We start from the raw sequence: 19,485 nt of genomic DNA, 5'->3' as shown, positions 1-19,485 counted from the left end.
ACTACCGGCCGACGAGGTCGAGCCCGCTTCCATCAGAGCGGCGAAGCTGGAGGTGGTTGGCGTCGATGGTGTAGGTGACGTCGCCCCTGAGCGTTGAGTAGACAGCTACCTGTACGGCGTTGGCGTCGGTCGGACAGGGGACGGTGTTGGTGACAGCAAGCTCGCCGAACGTGATCTTGGAACCGGTGATCGAGACCGGGCCCTGGAAGTCGTTGCAGCCCGTCGATCCGGTGACCCGCTCGCCGTTGATCGTCAGGTGAGCCTGGGCGACACCGGTCGAGTGGGAGGCCGTCTCGCCGCTGACCACTGCATCCAGCGTCCACCGGGTGCCGTCGAGGGTCAGGTCGGGCTCCGCCTTCTCCTTGTCGACCAAGGAGATCTCCGTGCTACCCGAAGAAATCTCGAGCTTGTCGCCGGTCAGTTTCCAGGTCGGGCTGGACGTCAGCAGCTTCGCCAACCAGTTGTCCTGGGCGGCCCGCGGGGTGTCGCAGCCCATGTCGGTGATGGCGAGATCCTTCACCCCGAGCTTCCCGCCGCTCATGGATACCTTCTCGGCACCCATCGAATTGCAGCCGGCGTTCGCGCTCAACCGTCCGTCCGGCAGGAACTGCAACTGGATCCGGGTCTTCGGCGCGAGCTGCTTCGGCTTCCCGTTCTCCGTCACGGCCGTCGACAAGTAGGACTTCCCCTGCAGGGACGACCCGGCGCCCGACTCGTCGCCGCATCCACTCAGGACGACGACCAGTCCGGCAACGACGACAGCAGCACTCATCCGCATCCTCACAACCTACGGACGCCGTCGAGTCTCCGGACGTTGCAGAAGTCCGCAGCCTCAGTCCGAAACGTGATTCCGTAGCACCGCCGCCGCATGGTCGACGTCTTGGTCCGTGGTCGACAGGTGGAAGCCCAACCGGAGACGGCCGGCCCGGAAGGACGCGACGATTCCGGCCTTCTCCAGCAACGCCGGCACCTCGTCGTCAGCACTGGCCGACACGATGGCCGAGGCGAACGCGGGAGCCTTCAACCCGGTCTCGGCACGGAACCGCTCGGCCAGACCGATGCTGTGCTCGTACAGAGCTCGATTCCCTACGTCTCGAAGGAGTTCCAGCGCGGGCGCGGCCGCGAGCCAGCAGTGCCAGGCCGGCGACAGATCGAGGCGGCGAGCACTCGCGGCAAGCCGCAAAGGTGAGCCGTAGATGCTGCTCCATGGCTCCTCGCCGGCGTACCAGTTGGCGTTGAGTGGCGTCAGCTCGTCGAGCAGTTCCGGCTGCACCGTGAAGTACGCCGTACCGCGCGGGGCGAGCAACCACTTGTAACCGCCCGCTGCCGTGAACGCGTACTGCGAAGCGTCGATCGGCAGCCATCCGATCGCCTGAGTGGTGTCGAGCAGGATTCGTACGCCGGTCTCCCGCAGCGCCTCGAGATCGGCGACCCGGCCGTCCGACGACTGCACGGCGGACACGGCGACCAGGCTCGTCTCGGGCCGTACCTCGTCCGCGAGCCGTTCCAGCGGCACCTCGCGAACTCGATGCCCGAGCGCGAAGAACGGGAACGTGAGACTCGTGAACTCACCCTCCGCCACCAGAACCTCCCCACCAACCGGCAGCCACTGCGCGACCAAGCCCACGAAGCCCGACACCTGACTGCCCACCGCGACCAGCTGCGGATCCACCCCCACCAACTGCCCGTACGCCGTACGTGCGCGCTGCAGCGGATCGTCATAGCTCACCGGGTTCGCTGTGCCGCCTCGCCACTCGGCAAGCCCCTTCTGCAAGGCATCCCAGCTGCGTCGCGGAGGCAACCCGAACGTCGGGGTGTTCAGGTAGGTCACCGTCGAATCGAACTCCTGCTGCGCTTCGGCCACTGATCTCATGACTCCAGCCTCGGCACGATCCAGCTCAAGCGCCAGACCGTCCTCCTGTGACAAGACCAAAGCTAGGCTTTGAGGATGGATCCTCGGAGACTGCTGATCTTCCGTGAGGTCGCGCGGCTCGGCTCGCTGTCGAAAGCGGCCGATGCGCTGGGCTGGACGCAACCGGCCGTAGGCCAGCACATGCAGCGACTGGAACGTGAGATCGGTATCCCGCTGCTCCTCCGGTCGGTTCGGGGGATCACCCTGACCGAGGCCGGCGCGGCTCTTCTCGTCCACGCGGACGCGATGGCGGCCCGTCTCTCGGCCGCGGAATCCGAGCTGCAGGCGCTGGCGACGCTGCAGCAGGGCACGCTTGCGCTGGTGGCGTTCCCGTCGGCCGCGGCCGTACTCGTCCCGCCCGCACTCGCCGACCTGGCCGCTCGCGCACCCGCTCTCGACGTACGGCTGACCGAGGCCGAACCGCCTGAGGCGCGGGCCGAGATCCTCGCCGGAACCGCGGACCTCGCGCTGGTCTTCGATCACCTCGGCCAGTCGGAGCACTCAGACCTGGTGACCGAGGAGCTGTTCAAGGACCCGCTGCGCGCAGTACTGCCGGCCGGACATCGACTGGCGCGGCGTGGCAAGCCGGTCGCGTTGGGGGATCTCGCGGGCGAGCGGTGGATCGCGGGGTGTCCGCGGTGTGAGGCGCATCTCCTGAGTGCGACCGCCGAGGCCGGGTTCGTGCCCGACGTACGGCATCGGACCGATGACTATGTGGTGGTGCAGCGGTTGGTCGCTGAAGGACTCGCCGTGACGTTGTTGCCACAGCTCGCGTTGACTGCCGCGCCTGGGCGAGGTGTCGTCGCGTTGCCCGTTCGTACTTCGCCTCGCCGGGTGGTGTCCGCGTTGCTCCGGGCCGAGATGAGACAGAACGCCGCGGTCGTCGCGGCCATCGAGGCCCTGCGTAGGGTTGCGGTGTGACTCGACCCGCGCTGGTGATCTTCGACAACGATGGTGTGCTGGTTGACTCCGAGCGACTGGCCAACGGGATCCTGGCTGAACTGCTCACCGAGGCCGGGCTGCCGTACACCTTGGAGGAGGCGGTCCGCGACTACATGGGCGGCAGCATGGTGTCGATGCGGCAGAAGGCCGAGGCCAAGCTGGGCGCGCCGTTGCCGGCCGACCTCGAGGACCGCTACCACCACCGGTTGTTCGAGGGCTTCGAGCACCTGCAGCCGGTGCCCGGCGTACGAGAGGTCCTCGATGGACTGGATGCCGACGGTACGACGTACTGTCTGGCCTCGTCGGGGACGCATCAGCGGATCCGTACGGCGCTGACGACGGTCGGGTTCTGGGACCGGTTCGAGGGGCGGATCTTCAGTGCCGACGATGTCGAGCACGGGAAGCCGGCGCCGGATCTGTTCCTGCACGCGGCGCACACGATGGGTGTGAAACCCGACGAGTGCGTGGTCGTCGAGGACAGCCCGCTCGGCGTCGCCGCCGCCAACGCCGCCGGCATGCGCGTCTTCGGCTTCGCCGCGATGACTTCGCGCGACAAACTCGCCTCCGCCACCGCGATCTTCGCCGACATGAGAGAGCTTCCAGCTCTGATCGAGAGTGCCTGAAAGTGTCCGCCGGGATCGTTCTGGGTATTCTCTCGGGACCGACCGGAGGAGGGGTGTCCGGACCGCCTGGGGGAGTTGGGCCGGAGGGCCTGAGAGACTAGGTGGGCTATGTATGACGCTGCCGAACCACTGACGGTGCGGGCCGAAGCAGTGGTGGACCTCGCTGCGATCCGCCACAACGTCGCTGCGCTGCGCTCCCGGGTGGAGTCCGCGCAACTGATGACCGTGGTGAAGGCCGACGCCTACGGCCACGGGATGGTCCCGGTTGCCCGGGCAGCACGCGAGGCCGGTGCCGACTGGATCGGCGCGGCCGTCCTCGACGAGGCACTCAGCCTCCGGGCCGCCGGCGACACCGGGCCGATCTTCTGCTGGCTGACCACACCGGGTGAGCCGGTCGGCGAAGCGATTGCCGCCGGCATCGACCTGTCCGCCGCCGCGCCGTGGGAGATCGCCGAACTCGCCGGATCGGTGACCGACCGGCCGGCCCGCGTGCACCTGAAGATCGACACCGGCCTGAGCCGCGGCGGTGCGGTAGCGGAGGAATGGCCGGCGCTGCTGCGGGCGGCGCAGCGCGAGGAGAAGGCCGGGCGGATCGAGATCGCCGGGATCTGGTCGCATCTGGCCAATTCGGACGAGCCGAAGAGCCCGGTGAACGAAGCCCAGGTGGCCGCATTCGTCTCGGCCATCGAGGTCGCGGCCTCGCTCGGCGTGGAGCCGCCGCTGAAGCACCTGGCGAACTCGGGCGGCACGCTGGCGCTGCCGGAGACCCATTTCGACCTGGTGCGGCCCGGCATCGCGACGTACGGGCTGTCCCCGTTCGGGCACGCGCTGCCGTCGGCCGAGCTCGGGTTGCGGCCTGCGATGACGTTGCGGGCCCGGCTCGCCATGGTCAAGCGGGTGCCGGCCGGGACGGGCGTCTCGTACGGGCTCACCTGGACCGCGCCGAGGCCGTCGACGCTCGGGCTGGTCCCGCTCGGGTACGGCGACGGGCTGCCGCGGCACGCCTCGAACTCGGCCCCGGTCCAGGTCGCCGGTCAGCGGCGAGGGATCGTCGGGCGGATCTGCATGGACCAGTGCGTGGTCAACCTCGAGGACGACCCGGCGAAGGCCGGCGACGCCGTCGTACTGTTCGGCTCGGGCGCGAACGGTGAGCCGACCGCCGACGACTGGGCGGACGCCGCGGGGACCATCAACTACGAGATCGTGACCCGCCTAGGCGCCCGCGTGCCCCGGCGGTACGTCGACACCGCGGAGGCGACCGGCTGATGTCGAAGGCAGGACGCACCGCGGGGTTGATCGGAGCCGCGGTCGGAGTGCTGGCTGCGGGAGCAGCGGCCGGTGTCGCGGTCGAACGGCAGATGATCGGCCGTCGTTCGGGCCAGCGCGCCCAGCTGGAAGCCGAGCCGTTCGGTTCACTGCGCGGTACGCCGCACGTCTTCACCGCGGACGACGGCGTCGAGCTGTACGTCGAGATCGACGAGCTCAAGCGCTCCCGGCGACCCGCCGCGCCGCCGAAACGCAGGCTGCGGCGCAAGACGCCGGACGGGCCCGAGGACCTGACGCTGATCTTCGCGCACGGGTACGGGCTGAACATGGACTGCTGGCACTTCGAGCGTCGCGACCTGGCCGGGATCGGCACGATGATCTTCTACGACCAGCGCTCGCACGGGCGGTCCGGACGGTCGCCGAAGGAGAACGTCAGCATCGAGCAGCTCGGTCGCGACCTGTACGGGATCCTCGAGAAGTATGCGCCGACCGGGCCGGTGATCCTGATCGGTCACTCGATGGGCGGCATGTCGATCATGGCGATGGCCGAGCAGCACCCGGAGATCTTCGGCGACCGGATCATCGGCGTCGGACTGTGTTCGACCAGCGCCGGTGCCCTCGACCAGACCCCGATCGCCTTACCAGGCAGGGCCGGCATGCTGGTACGCCGATTGGCCACCCCCACCGTCGCCGCGCTCGCGCGCATCCCCGATGTGGTCGAGCGCGGCCGTAAGGCCGGGACGGACATCAGCTACCTGCTGACCCGGAAGTACTCGTTCGGCTCCGAGGTGCCGCCGGCCTTCACCGAGTTCGTCAACGAGATGATCGCCGCGACGCCGATCTCGGTGATCGCGGAGTTCTACCCGATCTTTGCCCTGCACAACAAGTACTCCGCGCTGGAGCCGTTGCAGAAAGTGGAGTGTGTGGTGGTCGGCGGCGACTCCGACCACCTGACGCCGTTCGAGCACTCCGAGGAGATCGTCCGGCACGTGCCCGGCGCCGAACTGGTCGAGGTGAAGAACTGCGGTCACCTCGGCCTGATCGAGCACCACCGCGAGTTCACCGCCGCTCTGCTCGGGATGATCGAGCGAGCCGAACAATCCCTGGGACACAGATGACCGACCTGCACGTGGTGGACGCCACGGAAGCCACCGTCGACGAGATCGTGACGGTGATCCATCACGCCTTCGCGGCCCGGCGAGTCCTCGATCCGCCGTCGACCGCCCTGTCCGAGAACGCCTCCACCGTCGGCGCCGCCGTCGCGGCGCACGGCGGCCTGCTCGCGCGCATCGACGGCGTACCGGCCGGTGCGATGCTGTTCGACGTGGCCGGCGACGTGCTCGGGCTGCGACGAGTTTCGGTGAACCCGCGCTTTCAGGGCCGTGGCGTCGCGTCGGCGATGGTGGGTTGTGCCGAGGACACTGCCCGGCTGCGTGGGTTGCGTCGGGTCAGGCTGATCGCTCGCGAGGAACTGCCCGAGACCGTGGAATTCTGGCGCCGGCGCGGGTACTCGGTGGTGGAGCAGCGCGGCCACGACCTGATCTACGCGAAGGCGATGCCGATCGAGCTGACCGTGCCGACGGCCGACGAGATGCGCTCGTACGGCGAAGAGCTCGCCGGGCAACTGCGGGCGGGCGACGTACTGGTGTTGTCCGGTGACCTCGGTGCGGGCAAGACGACGTTCACGCAGGGACTCGGCGCGGGGCTGAAGGTGCGCGGCGACATCACCTCGCCGACGTTCGTGATCTCGCGGGTGCATCCGTCGCTGTCCGGTGGACCGGCGCTCGTGCACGTCGACGCTTATCGGCTCGGCGGGATCGCCGAGTTGGACGATCTCGACCTGGACGCCAGCCTGGACGACGCGGTGACCGTGGTCGAATGGGGACACGGGCTGGCCGAGACGCTGGCCGCGGACCGGCTCGACATCGTGGTGACGCGCGGCGACGACGACACGGACGAGACCCGCGACCTGCGGGTGACACCGGTCGGCCGGCGCTGGGCCGAGACCGGCGTACGGCTTTCTGTTGTGGAGGACTGAAGTGCTGCTTGCTTTCGATACGTCCAGTGCTGCCGTGACTGTCGCGCTGGCAGATGCTGTTTCCGGCGAGGTCCTTGCGTCGTCGTCGACGGTCGACGCCTTGCGGCATGGTGAACTGCTGGCGCCGGCCATCGCTGCGGCGCTCGCCGAGGCCGGTTGCACACCACGAGAGTTGACGAAGATCGCGGTCGGCGTCGGGCCGGGGCCGTTCACTGGTCTGCGGGTCGGACTGGTCACCGCGCGGACGATGGCGGACGTGCTCGGCATCGAGGTTGTGGGGGTTTGCAGCCTGGACATCCTCGCTCTGCAGTCGCCTGTCGAGCAGCCGGTCGCGGTCGCCACCGACGCGCGTCGCAAGGAGATCTACTGGGCGCTGTACGACAGCCCTGCCGAGGACGGCAGCCGTCGCCGCATCGAGGGCCCTGCCGTCGATCGCCCCGCTGATGTCGCGCATGTGCTGGCCGGCCTGCCGATCACCGGGCGCGGCGTCACCCTGTACGCCGAGGCGCTCGGCCGCGGCCCGTCTGCCGAGGTCATCGAGTACCCATCCGCCGAGGTGCTCGCTTCCGGCGTCGCAACTGGTGCGCTACCGACCGTCCTTCCGGACCCGCTCTACCTCCGCCGCCCGGACGTCACCGTGTCGGGCGGCCCGAAGAGCGTGCTGCCCACATGAGACCCAACATCCGCCCGGCGACCGCAGCAGACCTGGATGCGGTGGTCGCTCTGGATCAGGCGTGCTTCGCCTCAGCGGTTGGGGGCGCTGCTCTGACCGCCACGCCTTCCTTCACCGGCCCTTGGAGTGCAGGTGCGTGGGCGGAGGAGTTTGCTCGCGTGGGGAACGATCGGGTGGTGCTGGTTGCGAATGAGGGCGAGGTTGTCGGATATGTAGTACTGCTGGTTCCTGCTGCTTTGGAGGATCCGGTGGATCTGCTGCGGATCGCGGTGGCGCCGGCGGAGCGGCGTACCGGGATCGGCCGGCAGTTGATGTCCGCGGCACTGCAGCGATGCACGGGACGGACCATTTTGTTAGAAGTTGCTGAGAGCAACGAATCCGCGAAGGCGTTGTACCGCGGGTTCGGATTCACCGAGATCAGCCGGCGGCGCGGGTACTACGCCGGCGGCGAGGACGCCGTCATCATGCGATGGCAGGAGGACCATGACTGAGAACGAGCCGCTGATCCTGGGCATCGAGACGTCGTGCGACGAGACCGGGGTCGGCATCGTCCGCGGGCAGACCCTGCTCGCCGACGCGATCGCCTCCAGTGTCGAGGAGCACGCCCGCTTCGGCGGCGTCGTACCGGAGGTCGCCAGCCGCGCCCACCTGGAAGCGATGGTGCCGACGATCCGGCGCGCCTGCGAGACAGCCGGGATCAAACCGACCGACGTCGACGCCGTCGCCGTCACGAGCGGCCCGGGCCTGGCCGGCGCCCTGCTGGTCGGCGTCGCCGCCGCCAAGGGACTCGCGCTGTCACTCGACAAACCCTTGTACGGCGTGAATCACCTCGCCGCACACGTTGCCGTCGACACCTTGGAGCACGGCGATCTGCCGAAGGGCTGCGTGGCGATGCTCGTCTCCGGCGGCCACTCGTCGCTGCTCGCCGTCGAGGACATCACCGACGGCGTACTGCCGATGGGCTCGACCATCGACGATGCCGCGGGGGAGGCGTTCGACAAGGTCGCGCGGGTGCTGGGCCTGCCGTTCCCCGGAGGTCCATATATCGACAAAGCGGCTCGCGACGGCGGCGACCGGCTGTACGTGAAGTTCCCGCGCGGGCTGACCAGTCAGCGCGATCTGGAGCGGCACCGGTTCGATTTCTCCTTCTCCGGCTTGAAAACCGCGGTTGCCCGCTGGGTGGAGGCGAAGCGTCGCGACGGCGAGGACGTGCCGGTGAACCACGTGGCGGCGGCCTTCCAGGAGGCGGTCTGCGACGTGCTGACCCGCAAGGCGATCGACGCCTGCAAGGACCGCGGCTACGAGCACCTGCTCATCGGCGGCGGCGTCGCGGCGAACTCGCGACTGCGGACGATGGCCGAAGAGCGTTGCGCGGAAGCGGGCATCGCAGTACGGGTGCCACGGCCGGGTCTGTGTACCGACAACGGCGCGATGATCGCCGCCCTCGGGTCGGAACTCGTCCGTGCCGGCAAGGCCCCGTCCCCGCTGGACCTGCCGGCCGACTCGTCCATGCCGATCACCACGGTGCTCAACTGATGATCCGCGAACACCCGGCCGGCTTCGTCGCCGACGACGATGTCTCGCGGATCGATCTCGACGTGGTGCACGGCTTCCTGCGTACGGCGTACTGGTCGCCAGGCGTTCCGCGCGAGGTCGTGGCGCGGGCGATCGCCAACTCGGTCGTCGTCGGCGTCTACGCACCGGACGGAGCCCAGGTCGGCTTCGCGCGGGCGACGACCGACCGCGCGACGTTCGCCTGGATCGGCGACGTCTTCGTGCTTCCGTCGCACCAGGGTCAGGGTCTCGGCCGCTTCGTCGTGGAGACATTGCTGGACCACCCGGACCTGCAAGGTCTGCGCCGCACGATGCTCGCGACGGCCGACGCCCACGAGTTGTATCGCTCGTACGGCTTCGAGGATCTGCCCGATCCGAGTCGCTTCCTCGTGATCCAGCGACCTGCGGCCAGCCTGTACGGCGCCGTCTCCGAGAGCGCTCCTGCCGAGCGGGCATGACCGACGCCGAGCCGTGGATCGATTTGCTGGCTGCTCCTGCGGGAGCGACCGATCTCGTGCTGCTCGCACACGGCGGCGTGGTGGACTCGTTCAAGAACCCGCATTCCTGGCGTGCGCCGCTGCTGCGGATGTGGCCCTTCGCAACCGCTGCTCGCTCCGCCGCGCCTGGTGCGGCCGTCGGGTTGATGCGCTACCGGTATCGCGGATGGAACGGCGCCGCCGCGTCGCCCGCGGCTGACCTGCGCACTGTTCTGGACGGGCTTCCGCCGCGGATCCGTCGCGTCGTCCTGATCGGGCACTCGATGGGTGGGCGCGCAGTGGTTGCTGCAGGCAATCATCCCTTGGTGTCGGGTGTGCTCGCACTGGCGCCATGGCTCCCGCCCGGCGAACCGCTCGTGCCGCTCCGCGGCCTCGTCGTCTTCGCCCACGGCACGCTCGACCGGATCACCTCACCGGCCCAGACCGCCGCCTACGCCCGCCGACTCCGCAGTACGGGAATCCCCGTCGCCATGCTCACCGTCGACGGCGACAAACACGCGATGCTCCACCGCGCCGCGGACTGGAACACCCTCGTCCACCGCTTCACGACAGCAGCCCTGAGCGCCCACGCCGAACCCGCCGACTGTGATGCACTCACCACGGATCCCGGTCGCACCGATCCACTGCCGGCCTGGAACGGACGCGCATCTCTCTCGTCCGGCATCGCCTCGATCGCCAAAGCCCGCTTCGGCACCCGCCTGAAAACCTGGTAGCCGCGCGCAGGAAACCTGCTAGCCGCGCGCAAGGACCTGCTAGCCGCGCGCAAGCTGAAAGAGCTGGGGACGCCTTACGCCGCTCCGCCCCCAGCTAACGGCCAGCGACCAGCCGGTTCGACAGCCAGCCTGCCGGCCCGACATGAACATCCGCCTGCACCGACATGACCGCCACAAGAATGACGATGAGGTCGTGTCGAGGCTCGAGCTGACGACGAAGCCGCCAGAGACGGGCTGAGCCGATGCGGAGCTGCTGGTATGCGGCCTACGCAGGGGTGCGGCCTACGCGGTGTCCGGCCTAGCCGGGGAGCGGCTACTCAGGGTCCGGCCTACTCGATGTCCGGCCTACTCGGCGTGCGGCCTACTCGGGGAGCGGCTACTCGGGATGCGGCCTGCTCGGGGTGCGGCCTGCTCGGTGTGCGGTCTACTCGCGGCGCGGGCGGCTTCAGTTGTTGCGGTAGTGGGCGATTTTGTCGTCGAGGACGTCCAGGGCGACGGTCATCTTGGCGATCTCGGCGCGGAGGCGGTCGCGGTTGCTCTCGAGCAGTTCGACCACGTCCGCGTTGCCGTTCGAACGGTCCCGGAGCCGCCCCATGAACCTCTGCAGGTCGGTGATCCCGAGGCCGGCCCGACGGAGGCAGACCAGTAGTCCCACCCACGCCACGTCGTGATCGGTGTAGACCCGCTGGCCGCTGGAGTTGCGCTGCACCGGGCCGAACAGGCCCAGGCGCTCGTAATACCGCAAGGTGTCCAGGCTGAGACCGGTGCGCTCGGATGCCTCGGCCGGTGCGTATGCCGTCATGACCTCCATCCTCCGACCCGGAGCGCACTCCAGGTCAAGCCGCCGTCCGAGAACCGATTAGCGGCGAGTGCCCGGCCGGGAGCGGCAACGTACGCAGCACCTCGTCCGTCGGCTGGTCGACCGGACACTCGCTCATGTGTTCGAAGATACATTCGAATACAGCGCGAACGCAAATCCTCGCCGACGTCAGCCGGGTTCTCGCCGACCTCAGCCAGAGCTCAGCCTGAGATCCGCCGGCAGGAGAAGGCGACCGCGTCACGGCCGATCCGGGTGACGATGAGAGTAGCGGTCGCCGCCCCCTTCGGCGCGAGCCGCTTCCGCAGTACAGCGGGATCCAAATCCACGCCCCGCTTCTTGATCTCCAAAGTCCCGATCCCCTCCGCGCGCACCCAGGCCCGGAGCGCCTTCTCGCGGTACGGCAACTCCTCGATCACCTCGTAAGCAGAGGCCAGCGGCGTCGCCACCAACGCGTCCGCAGTGACGTACGCGATCCGCAGATCAAGCAGCCACCCACCGACCGCCTCAGCAACAGCGGTGACCAGTCCAGCGCGCACAATCGCGCCGTCCGGCTCGTAGATGTACCGCCCGACAGGTCCCTCAACAGCCTCAGGCGCAGCCGCCACAGTCGCTCCGCCCGGCAGCAACGTCGCGCGCCGCGCAACACCGCCGTACAGCTTCCCCGACCACAGCGCGGCCTCCTTGACCTCCCCTGCGTCGCTCACCCACTCCGCTTCAACCCCTGCCGGTACTGCGTCGTGCGGGATCCCCGGCGCCACCTTCACGCACGCAGTCCGCTCCAGGAGCTCACTGATGAAGGACCACGGGGGCGAGTACGCGTTGTGGTCGAACACCCGCCTCCCATCCGCCCGCCGCGCCGGATCAGCAAAGACCACCTCGTACTCCGTGACGTCCTGCGCCTCCGCGTCTCCCACGACGACCTCACCAGGCAGCCCGAGTGCGGCAAGGTTCGCCCGAGCCGCAGCGGCCGTCTCGGGATCGCGCTCGACGCCAGTGACCCGCAATCCCGCTCTAGCTGCGCTGATCAGGTCACCACCGATCCCGCAGCCCAGGTCGACCACAGATGCGCCCGGCAGAGTCGCAGCGATCCGCGCAGCCCGGTGTATCCCCACAGTGGAACGAGTCGCCTGCTCCAGCCCGTCAGGCGTGAAGTACATCCGCGCAGCGTCCTCCGCCCCGAACTTGGCGACGGCCCGATGACGTAGGGAGGCTTGTGTGACGGCTGCGGCCACCACGGGAGCGTCGTACCGGCGTCTGAGTTGCTCGACGAGCTTCAGCTCGCCGCCTGGCGCGTACGCCGAGCAGGCCTCGGCCAGCACTGTGCTGCCGATCGGGTCGAGCAACAGGGTGAGCGTCACTCGCCCCAGTCTGCCTGGACGGTCACAGCGGGCTGTAGCAACCCGTGCTCCACTGACTGGTCGACTCCTTGAACAGACGCCAGTTCATGGCCGACCGGGTCTTCGGGCCGTAGATGCCATCCGCGGTGAGCTTGTGCTTGCTCTGCACCGCCTTCACCACGGCACGCGTCTTGCTGCCGTACATCCCGTCGACTGCCAGGTGGCTGCCGTAGCAATAGTTGAGATTGCGCTGCAGTGTGCGAATGGCGAGATCCGGATCCCCGGCTCGGGAGGAGCCCCGGTGCGGGCTGTCGCCGTACATGAGGTTGCAGTTCGTACTGCCGCTCGCCGACACCGACGGCGCCGGCGCACCCCAGCCGTTGCCGATCGGGACCAGCCGAGCCGACTGACACTGTCCCAGCGCGGCCGCTGCCTGGGTCTCCGCTTGCTTGTCTGTCTGCGCCGCCGACTGAGGCGCCTGTACTGCGGGCGCCGCGGCCGGTCCGGCACTGCCCGTCTCGGAGGAGTGCTTGCCCGCAGCGGCCAGACCGGCCACTGCGACCGGGCTGATCGCGAGCACCGCGATCACGGCCAGCGCCTTCGGGGGAAGCTTGCGGAGCGAGAGATTGCGCAGCGAGAGTGCCATCGTGCTCTCCTGGTTCGATCCCGGCGGGAACCCCTTCAGACACGACGGTCCCACGTCCACGCGCCCGGGCCTAGTGCTCGGTCGCGGAAAGTACGGGAGTGGTGACGAGCGGTACGAGCGTTCGCCGGGGGCGAGATTCTGGCACTCGAGTTGACCGAGTGCTAATCGCGGCCTAGATTCGGTGTTGGCACTCTCCACTCGAGGGTGCCAGCGGCCCGGCCTCTGATCCCCGCGACGGCAGAGGCGGACGGCCGCCTGCAGCACCCCGAAAACACGAGAAACTCGACCGTGGAGGTCAGCAAGTGTCGGTCACGATCAAGCCGCTCGAGGACCGTATCCTCGTAGCGCCGCTCGAAGCCGAGCAGACCACGAAGTCCGGCCTGGTGATCCCGGACACCGCCAAGGAGAAGCCGCAGGAGGGCGAGGTCATCGCGACCGGCCCCGGCCGCATCGACGACAACGGCAACCGCGTCCCGCTGGACGTCAATGTCGGTGACAAGGTCATCTACTCCAAGTACGGCGGCACCGAGGTCAAGTACGACGGCCAGGACTACCTGATCCTGGGCGCCCGCGACATCCTCGCCATCGTCAGCAAGTGACGATCGCTCGCAGCAGCTGACTGACACCGCTCCGGTGCCCGGAACACCGGCGCCGGAGCGGAGTCGGTTCTGCCCGCGGGCACCATGATCGCCAGTAACCCAGAGAGGGACAGAGTTTTCCATGCCGAAGATCCTCGAGTTCGACGAGAACGCGCGGCGCGCCCTTGAGCGCGGCGTCGACAAGCTCGCGAACACGGTGAAGGTGACGCTGGGGCCGAAGGGCCGCTACGTCGTGCTGGACAAGAAGTGGGGCGCCCCGACCATCACCAACGACGGTGTCACCGTCGCCCGTGAGGTCGAGCTGGACGACCCGTTCGAGAACCTTGGCGCGCAGCTGGCCAAGGAGGTTGCCACCAAGACCAACGACATCGCCGGTGACGGAACCACCACGGCGACGGTGCTGGCCCAGGCGCTGGTGCACGAGGGCCTGCGGGCCGTCGCCGCCGGGGTCAACCCGATGGGTCTGAAGAAGGGCATCGAGGCGGCCGTCGAGGCCGTGTCGGCGAAGCTGATCGAGACCGCGCGCCCGGTCGACGACAAGGGCGACATGGCCCACGTCGCCACCATCTCCGCGCGGGACGCCGAGATCGGCCAGCTGATCGCGGAAGCCTTCGACAAGGTCGGCAAGGACGGCGTCATCACCGTCGAGGAGTCGAACACCTTCGGTACCGAGCTGGACTTCACCGAGGGCATGCAGTTCGACAAGGGCTTCATCTCGCCGTACTTCATCACCGACGCCGAGGGTGGCGAAGCGGTGCTGGACGACCCGTACATCCTGATCCACCAGGGCAAGATCTCCGCTGTCGCGGACCTGCTGCCGCTGCTGGAGAAGGTCGTGCAGTCGGGCAAGACCCTGCTGATCATCGCCGAGGACGTCGAGGGCGAGGCCCTGTCGACCCTGGTGGTCAACAAGATCCGCGGCAACTTCACCTCCGTCGCCGTCAAGGCGCCGGGCTTCGGCGACCGCCGCAAGGCGATGCTCGAGGACCTGGCCGCGCTGACCGGCGCCCAGGTGATCGCGCCCGAGGTCGGCCTCAAGCTCGACCAGGTCGGTCTGGAGGTGCTCGGCACCGCTCGCCGGATCGTCGTCACCAAGGACAACACCACGGTCGTCGAGGGCGCCGGCAAGACCGACGACATCGACGCCCGGGTCAACCAGATCAAGGCCGAGATCGAGCGCACCGACTCCGACTGGGACCGCGAGAAGCTCCAGGAGCGCCTCGCCAAGCTGGCCGGCGGCGTCTGCGTGATCAAGGTCGGCGCGGCCACCGAGGTCGAGCTCAAGGAGAAGAAGCACCGTATCGAGGACGCCGTGTCGGCGACCCGTGCGGCGATCGAGGAGGGCATCGTCGCCGGTGGCGGCTCCGCTCTCGTCCACGCCGCCGCGGTACTGGAGAACGGCCTCGGCCTCGAGGGCGACGAGCTCGCCGGTGTCCGGATCGTCCGTAAGGCGATCGTCGAGCCGCTGCGCTGGATCGCCGAGAACGGTGGCTACGAGGGTTACGTCGTCACCGCCAAGGTCGCGGAGCTCGAGGTCGGCAGCGGCTTCAACGCCGCCACAGGCGAGTACGGCGACCTGCTGGCCCAGGGCGTCCTGGACCCGGTCAAGGTGACCCGTTCCGCGCTGGCCAACGCCGGCTCGATCGCGGCCCTGCTCCTCACCACGGAGACCCTGGTCGTCGACAAGCCCGAAGATGAAGAGCCCGCCGCAGCCGGTCACGGCCACGGCCACGGTCACTGATCTTCACCCCGCACCACCCAACTGCCCGGCCGGTCCCCCCCTCGGACCAGCCGGGCAGTTTCGTACTACGAACACCCCCACGCCGTGATCACCCACCAGATCAGCGACCCCGGCCGGACGGTCAGTGCCCACCGCTCGCCTTCGAATACGCGGCTGGGTGGGGTTAACACCTCCTCTGCGGCTTACCCCACTGCTATGGCAATGGGGTAAGCCGCAGAAGAGGAGTGGCGCCCACAGAACCGAGGGCCGCGGGGCGGCTCTGCGAGGTGACTCGTGGGTAGTGACAGGTTGTGATGAAAAAAGCTCAGTGATTACCGATTGCCACTATGCAAGGGGAGTTGGCGGCCGTACTATCTTGCAGGCTGACCGGTCCGATACGAGGGGGGCGAGGTGACCGAGGTCCAATTACCGCACACCCCTGACCGGGTTGAGCTGCGTGATCTCGCCGCACTGGCGAGCGGCGGCGACCGGACAGCGTTGAACGATCTGCTGACGCGGGTGCGTGCTGTTGCCCACCGCTACGTGCGGTCGAGGCTGTGGACTTATCCGGGTGGCGCCGACATGGTCGATGACGTCGCTCAGGAAGTGTGCGTCGCGGTGTTCGGCGCACTGGGCCGGTACCGTGACGAGGGCAGGCCGTTCGAGGCGTTCGTGTACGGCATCGCGGCGAGGAAGGTCGCCGATGCCCAGCGTGCGTTCGCGGTGGCCGACGTGTCGACGCCGGATCTTCCGGACGGGGCGGACGAATCGCCGACGCCGGAGGAGCACGCCGTACGGTATGCAGAGCTCAGGCACGTGATGAGCCTGATGGACAGGTTGCCGGAGAAACTGCGGGAGATCCTGCGGCTCCGGGTGGTAGCGGGGATGTCAGCCGAGGAGACCGGCCGGGCACTGGGGATGACACCGGGGGCGGTGAGGGTCGCACAACATCGAGCGTTGAACACGCTCAGGGGGTTTGTGGGGCATGAGGCAAAGGTGGAACGACGGGCAGGGGAGGAGCGACATGGCTGAACGATTCGATCTTGACGCGATCGAAGCCGATGACGCGCTGCTTGATCTGCTCGCAGCCGGTGGCACGACCGCCTGGGAGGCGGCCGAGCACGACCCGGCCCTGATGTTGCTGGCCGAACTGCGGCTGGCCGTCGAGGTCGAGGACGAACTGCCGGTGGAGACGATCGACGATCCGGAGAGTTTCCTGGCGCGGTGCGCTGCGCTGAACCCGGTGACCGACCCGTTCGCTCGCAAGATGGCGGCCCGTGGCCTGGCGCTCGGCGTCGCCGCGGTGGCCGCATTGTCGGTGTCCGGTGTGGCCGCGGCCTTCACGGGCAACCCGCTGTCGCCGTACGAGAAGGTGATCGAGAAGGTCGTCCAGGGGCTCAGCCCGGAGACGACGGTCCCGAAGGAACAGCTCGACGGGATGCCGATCTTCGACAAGACGAAGATCGTCAAGGTCCAGAAGGACTACCAGAAGAAGCAGGAAGAGCAGCAGGCCGCGAAGGACGCCGAGGAGAAGGACGACCCGGCGATCGCCGGCCCGGTGCTGCTGAAGGACCTGTTCAAACCGCAGCCGCTGGCCCGGCCGGTTCCGGCGCAGGTGGAGAAGCCGACCACGACGAAGGACCCGGATCCGCCGCAGGTGGTCGAGCCGACCCAGCCGTCCGACCCGGGTGATCAGCCGACGAGCGATCCCACCGATCAGCCGACCGGTGACCCGACGGATCCGCCGACCGAGCCGACCACGCCGCCGCCGAGCGACCCGACCACCGACCCGACGACGCCGGCTCCGACCGATCCGCCGAGCAGCGATCCGACCCAGCCCGCCGACGGCGGTTCGAGCGAGCACGGCACGACCGGCGAGGGTTCGACGGACAACCCGGCCACCACGCCCGTACCGACCACAATCCCGAGCGATTCCACCGGTGAGAACACGACCGGCGACACCACCACGGGTGACCCCGCGACTGGTGGAACCACGACGGGTGACACCACCGTCGGAGACACCACAACGGGTGACACCACCACCGGGGACACCGCGACTGGCGGTACCACGACCGGTGACACTGCAACTGGTGACACCGGCGGTCAGACCGGCTCGGATACTACGGAGAGCACCAAGCCGACCGACCAGACCGACGCGGCCATCCTCAGCGAGGTGCTGCCGACGCCGAGCGGTGGACCGACGGAGCTGCCGAAGCGCCTCGAGCAGTATTTCGGCGGATCGCTGGCCTCCCACGCGAAGCACTCGAGCGGCAAGGTGTCGCTGGGCTACGCCAAGGGCAAGTACCAGCCGGGCAAGCACTCGAACGGCAAGTACATCGAGGGCAGGCACGCGGCGATCGCCCGCGCGCACGGCTCGATGGCCCCGATGACGCTGCGCCAGATCCTCAGCGTCCTCAACATCCCGATGACCGAGCGCTGACCGGACCCACTCCGCGCTGAGCGGCGAAGCCTGTACTGCGTACGCAAGGTCGTGCCCCGGGGCGCGGCCTTGCGGGCCCTGTGGATGACCGATTGAGGGCTCGGGGCGGGTGCGGCATAGGATGGGGTCCCGTTCTCGCCGTGCAAAGGTGCTTGCCTCCCTCATGGACATCACAGCCTCCGGAGTTCCCGACAAGTTTGCCGTCCTCGGTCTGACCTTCGACGACGTGCTGCTGCAGCCCGAAGAGTCCGACGTCATCCCGTCCGAGGCGAACACCCGGTCCCGGGTCAGCCGCAACATCGAGGTGAACATCCCGCTGCTGTCCAGCGCGATGGACACCGTCACCGAGGCCCGGATGGCGATCGCGATGGCGCGCCAGGGTGGTCTCGGCGTGCTGCACCGCAATCTGTCGATCGAGGACCAGGCCCAGCAGGTCGACCTGGTCAAGCGGTCCGAGTCCGGCATGATCGCGCAGCCGATCACGATCGGTCCGGACGCCACCATCGGCGAGGCCGACGCGCTCTGCGCGCAGTACCGGATCTCCGGCGTGCCGGTGGTCGACAACGCCGGGGTGCTGGTCGGCATCGTCACCAACCGTGACATGCGGTTCGAGACGAGCCAGGACCGCCCGGTGCACGAGGTGATGACCAAGCAGCCGCTGATCACCGGCAAGCAGGGCATCTCCGCCGACGACGCGATGGCGCTGCTGAGCAAGCACAAGGTGGAGAAGCTGCCGCTGGTCGACGCCGACGGCAAGCTGACCGGCCTGATCACGCTGAAGGACTTCGTCAAGCGCGACCAGTTCCCGCTGTCCACCAAGGACCACACCGGGCGGCTGCGGGTCGCCGGCGCGATCGGCTTCTTCGGCGAGGCTTACAAGCGCGCGATGACCCTGGTCGAGGCCGGCGTCGACCTGCTCGTCGTCGACACCGCGCACGGTCACTCGCAGGCGCAGTTGGAAATCATCCGCAAGCTCAAAGCCGATCCCGCGACCGACGGCGTCGACGTGGTCGGCGGCAACGTCGGCACGCGCGCCGGTGCGCAGGCGCTGGTCGACGCGGGCGCGGACGGCGTGAAGGTGGGCGTCGGCCCGGGCTCGATCTGTACGACGCGAGTCGTCTCCGGCGTCGGCGTACCGCAGGTCACCGCCATCTACGAGGCATCCCTGGCTTGCAAGCCCGCCGGCGTACCGGTGATCGGCGACGGCGGCCTTCAGTACTCCGGTGACATCGCCAAGGCGCTCGTGGCCGGCGCGGACACCGTGATGCTCGGCTCGCTGCTGGCCGGGTGCGAGGAGTCGCCGGGCGACCTGGTGTTCATCAACGGCAAGCAGTTCAAGGCGTACCGCGGGATGGGCTCGCTCGGCGCGATGCAGTCCGGCGGCCTGCGCAAGTCGTACTCCAAGGACCGCTACTTCCAAAGCGACGTCGGCAGCGACGAGAAGCTGATCGCCGAGGGTGTCGAAGGCCAGGTCCCGTACCGCGGCCCGCTCGCCGCCGTCGCCCACCAGCTGATCGGCGGCCTGCGCCAGTCCATGTGGTACTGCGGTTCGCGCACCGTCGCCGAACTCCAGGAGAAGGGCAAGTTCGTCCGAATTACCTCGGCCGGCCTCCAGGAGTCGCACCCGCACGACATCCAGATGACAGTAGAAGCCCCGAACTACTCCGGCCGCTGACCCGATCGCGGCGTTGGTCTGCGCCGACTC

The 19,485-nt window shown here is 68.6% G+C and carries 20 protein-coding genes; 15 read left to right on the top strand and 5 right to left on the bottom strand.

Features of this window, described 5'->3' with window-relative positions:
• Position 1: 1 nt before the first annotated feature.
• Positions 2-772 (bottom strand): META domain-containing protein, encoded by a 771-nt coding sequence (locus DIZ26_RS18655; RefSeq protein ID WP_112243031.1) that lies wholly within the window; start codon positions 770-772, stop codon positions 2-4.
• Positions 773-832: 60 nt separating this feature from the next.
• A complete protein-coding gene (locus DIZ26_RS18650; protein WP_112243419.1) occupies positions 833-1,873 on the bottom strand; it encodes an aminotransferase class V-fold PLP-dependent enzyme in 1,041 nt (346 codons plus the stop codon).
• Between the two features lie 75 nt (positions 1,874-1,948).
• On the opposite strand from DIZ26_RS18650, the gene DIZ26_RS18645 reads away from it, so the two are divergent.
• From DIZ26_RS18645 to DIZ26_RS18600, 10 genes are all read left to right on the top strand, one after another.
• Positions 1,949-2,833, top strand: coding sequence for a LysR family transcriptional regulator (locus DIZ26_RS18645; protein ID WP_112243029.1), 885 nt, complete (start codon positions 1,949-1,951; stop codon positions 2,831-2,833).
• Entirely contained in the window at positions 2,830-3,477 is a 648-nt protein-coding gene (locus DIZ26_RS18640; protein WP_232828433.1) for an HAD family hydrolase, read from the top strand. Before DIZ26_RS18645 ends, DIZ26_RS18640 begins: the two co-directional genes overlap by 4 nt.
• A gap of 108 nt (positions 3,478-3,585) precedes the next feature.
• Positions 3,586-4,743: an alanine racemase gene (gene alr, locus DIZ26_RS18635; protein WP_112243027.1), complete on the top strand. Its 1,158-nt coding sequence runs from the start codon at positions 3,586-3,588 to the stop codon at positions 4,741-4,743.
• Positions 4,743-5,861, top strand: a complete 1,119-nt coding sequence (locus DIZ26_RS18630) for an alpha/beta fold hydrolase (RefSeq protein WP_112243026.1) — start codon at positions 4,743-4,745, stop codon at positions 5,859-5,861. The genes alr and DIZ26_RS18630 overlap by 1 nt, the downstream gene beginning before the upstream one ends.
• On the top strand, positions 5,858-6,781 hold the full coding sequence (gene tsaE, locus DIZ26_RS18625; protein WP_112243024.1) for a tRNA (adenosine(37)-N6)-threonylcarbamoyltransferase complex ATPase subunit type 1 TsaE: 924 nt from the start codon (positions 5,858-5,860) through the stop codon (positions 6,779-6,781). Before DIZ26_RS18630 ends, tsaE begins: the two co-directional genes overlap by 4 nt.
• A 1-nt stretch (position 6,782) precedes the next feature.
• Entirely contained in the window at positions 6,783-7,454 is a 672-nt protein-coding gene (gene tsaB / locus DIZ26_RS18620) for a tRNA (adenosine(37)-N6)-threonylcarbamoyltransferase complex dimerization subunit type 1 TsaB (protein ID WP_112243022.1), read from the top strand.
• Entirely contained in the window at positions 7,451-7,945 is a 495-nt protein-coding gene (gene rimI, locus DIZ26_RS18615) for a ribosomal protein S18-alanine N-acetyltransferase (protein ID WP_112243020.1), read from the top strand. Before tsaB ends, rimI begins: the two co-directional genes overlap by 4 nt.
• On the top strand, positions 7,938-8,990 hold the full coding sequence (gene tsaD, locus DIZ26_RS18610) for a tRNA (adenosine(37)-N6)-threonylcarbamoyltransferase complex transferase subunit TsaD (RefSeq protein ID WP_112243018.1): 1,053 nt from the start codon (positions 7,938-7,940) through the stop codon (positions 8,988-8,990). The genes rimI and tsaD overlap by 8 nt, the downstream gene beginning before the upstream one ends.
• On the top strand, positions 8,990-9,466 hold the full coding sequence (locus DIZ26_RS18605; RefSeq protein ID WP_112243016.1) for a GNAT family N-acetyltransferase: 477 nt from the start codon (positions 8,990-8,992) through the stop codon (positions 9,464-9,466). Before tsaD ends, DIZ26_RS18605 begins: the two co-directional genes overlap by 1 nt.
• Positions 9,463-10,218, top strand: a complete 756-nt coding sequence (locus tag DIZ26_RS18600; RefSeq protein ID WP_112243014.1) for a dienelactone hydrolase family protein — start codon at positions 9,463-9,465, stop codon at positions 10,216-10,218. The genes DIZ26_RS18605 and DIZ26_RS18600 overlap by 4 nt, the downstream gene beginning before the upstream one ends.
• Before the next feature lie 445 nt (positions 10,219-10,663).
• Here the strand turns inward: DIZ26_RS18600 and DIZ26_RS18595 are convergent, their stop codons facing one another.
• The 3 genes from DIZ26_RS18595 to DIZ26_RS18585 all read right to left on the bottom strand — a co-directional run bounded on the left by DIZ26_RS18595 (position 10,664) and on the right by DIZ26_RS18585 (position 13,021).
• Positions 10,664-11,020, bottom strand: a complete 357-nt coding sequence (locus tag DIZ26_RS18595; protein ID WP_112243012.1) for a MerR family transcriptional regulator — start codon at positions 11,018-11,020, stop codon at positions 10,664-10,666.
• Positions 11,021-11,238: 218 nt separating this feature from the next.
• Positions 11,239-12,396, bottom strand: coding sequence for a class I SAM-dependent methyltransferase (locus DIZ26_RS18590; protein ID WP_232828431.1), 1,158 nt, complete (start codon positions 12,394-12,396; stop codon positions 11,239-11,241).
• A gap of 22 nt (positions 12,397-12,418) precedes the next feature.
• The gene (locus tag DIZ26_RS18585; protein ID WP_112243008.1) at positions 12,419-13,021 is read right to left on the bottom strand and encodes a peptidoglycan-binding domain-containing protein; all 603 of its coding nucleotides are present in this window, start codon (positions 13,019-13,021) and stop codon (positions 12,419-12,421) included.
• A gap of 302 nt (positions 13,022-13,323) precedes the next feature.
• Here DIZ26_RS18585 and groES point away from each other — a divergent pair, with 302 nt between their 5' ends.
• The 5 genes from groES (at position 13,324) to guaB (ending at position 19,455) form a co-directional block, all read left to right on the top strand.
• Complete coding sequence (gene groES / locus DIZ26_RS18580; RefSeq protein WP_112243007.1) at positions 13,324-13,620, top strand: co-chaperone GroES; 297 nt, start codon at positions 13,324-13,326, stop codon at positions 13,618-13,620.
• 121 nt (positions 13,621-13,741) lie between these two features.
• Positions 13,742-15,361 carry a chaperonin GroEL gene (gene groL / locus DIZ26_RS18575; RefSeq protein WP_112243005.1) on the top strand — a complete coding sequence of 540 codons (1,620 nt, stop codon included), beginning with the start codon at positions 13,742-13,744 and terminating at the stop codon, positions 15,359-15,361.
• Between the two features lie 390 nt (positions 15,362-15,751).
• On the top strand, positions 15,752-16,372 hold the full coding sequence (gene shbA / locus DIZ26_RS18570; RefSeq protein ID WP_112243003.1) for an RNA polymerase sigma factor ShbA: 621 nt from the start codon (positions 15,752-15,754) through the stop codon (positions 16,370-16,372).
• The gene (locus DIZ26_RS18565; protein ID WP_112243001.1) at positions 16,365-17,780 is read left to right on the top strand and encodes a hypothetical protein; all 1,416 of its coding nucleotides are present in this window, start codon (positions 16,365-16,367) and stop codon (positions 17,778-17,780) included. The genes shbA and DIZ26_RS18565 overlap by 8 nt, the downstream gene beginning before the upstream one ends.
• Before the next feature lie 163 nt (positions 17,781-17,943).
• Entirely contained in the window at positions 17,944-19,455 is a 1,512-nt protein-coding gene (gene guaB, locus DIZ26_RS18560; RefSeq protein ID WP_112242999.1) for an IMP dehydrogenase, read from the top strand.
• Positions 19,456-19,485: the final 30 nt, after the last annotated feature.

Source organism: Kribbella monticola (assembly GCF_003261635.1).
Taxonomy (GTDB): Bacteria; Actinomycetota; Actinomycetes; order Propionibacteriales; family Kribbellaceae; genus Kribbella; species Kribbella monticola.
This window is presented reverse-complemented; position numbering and strand designations above follow the sequence as displayed.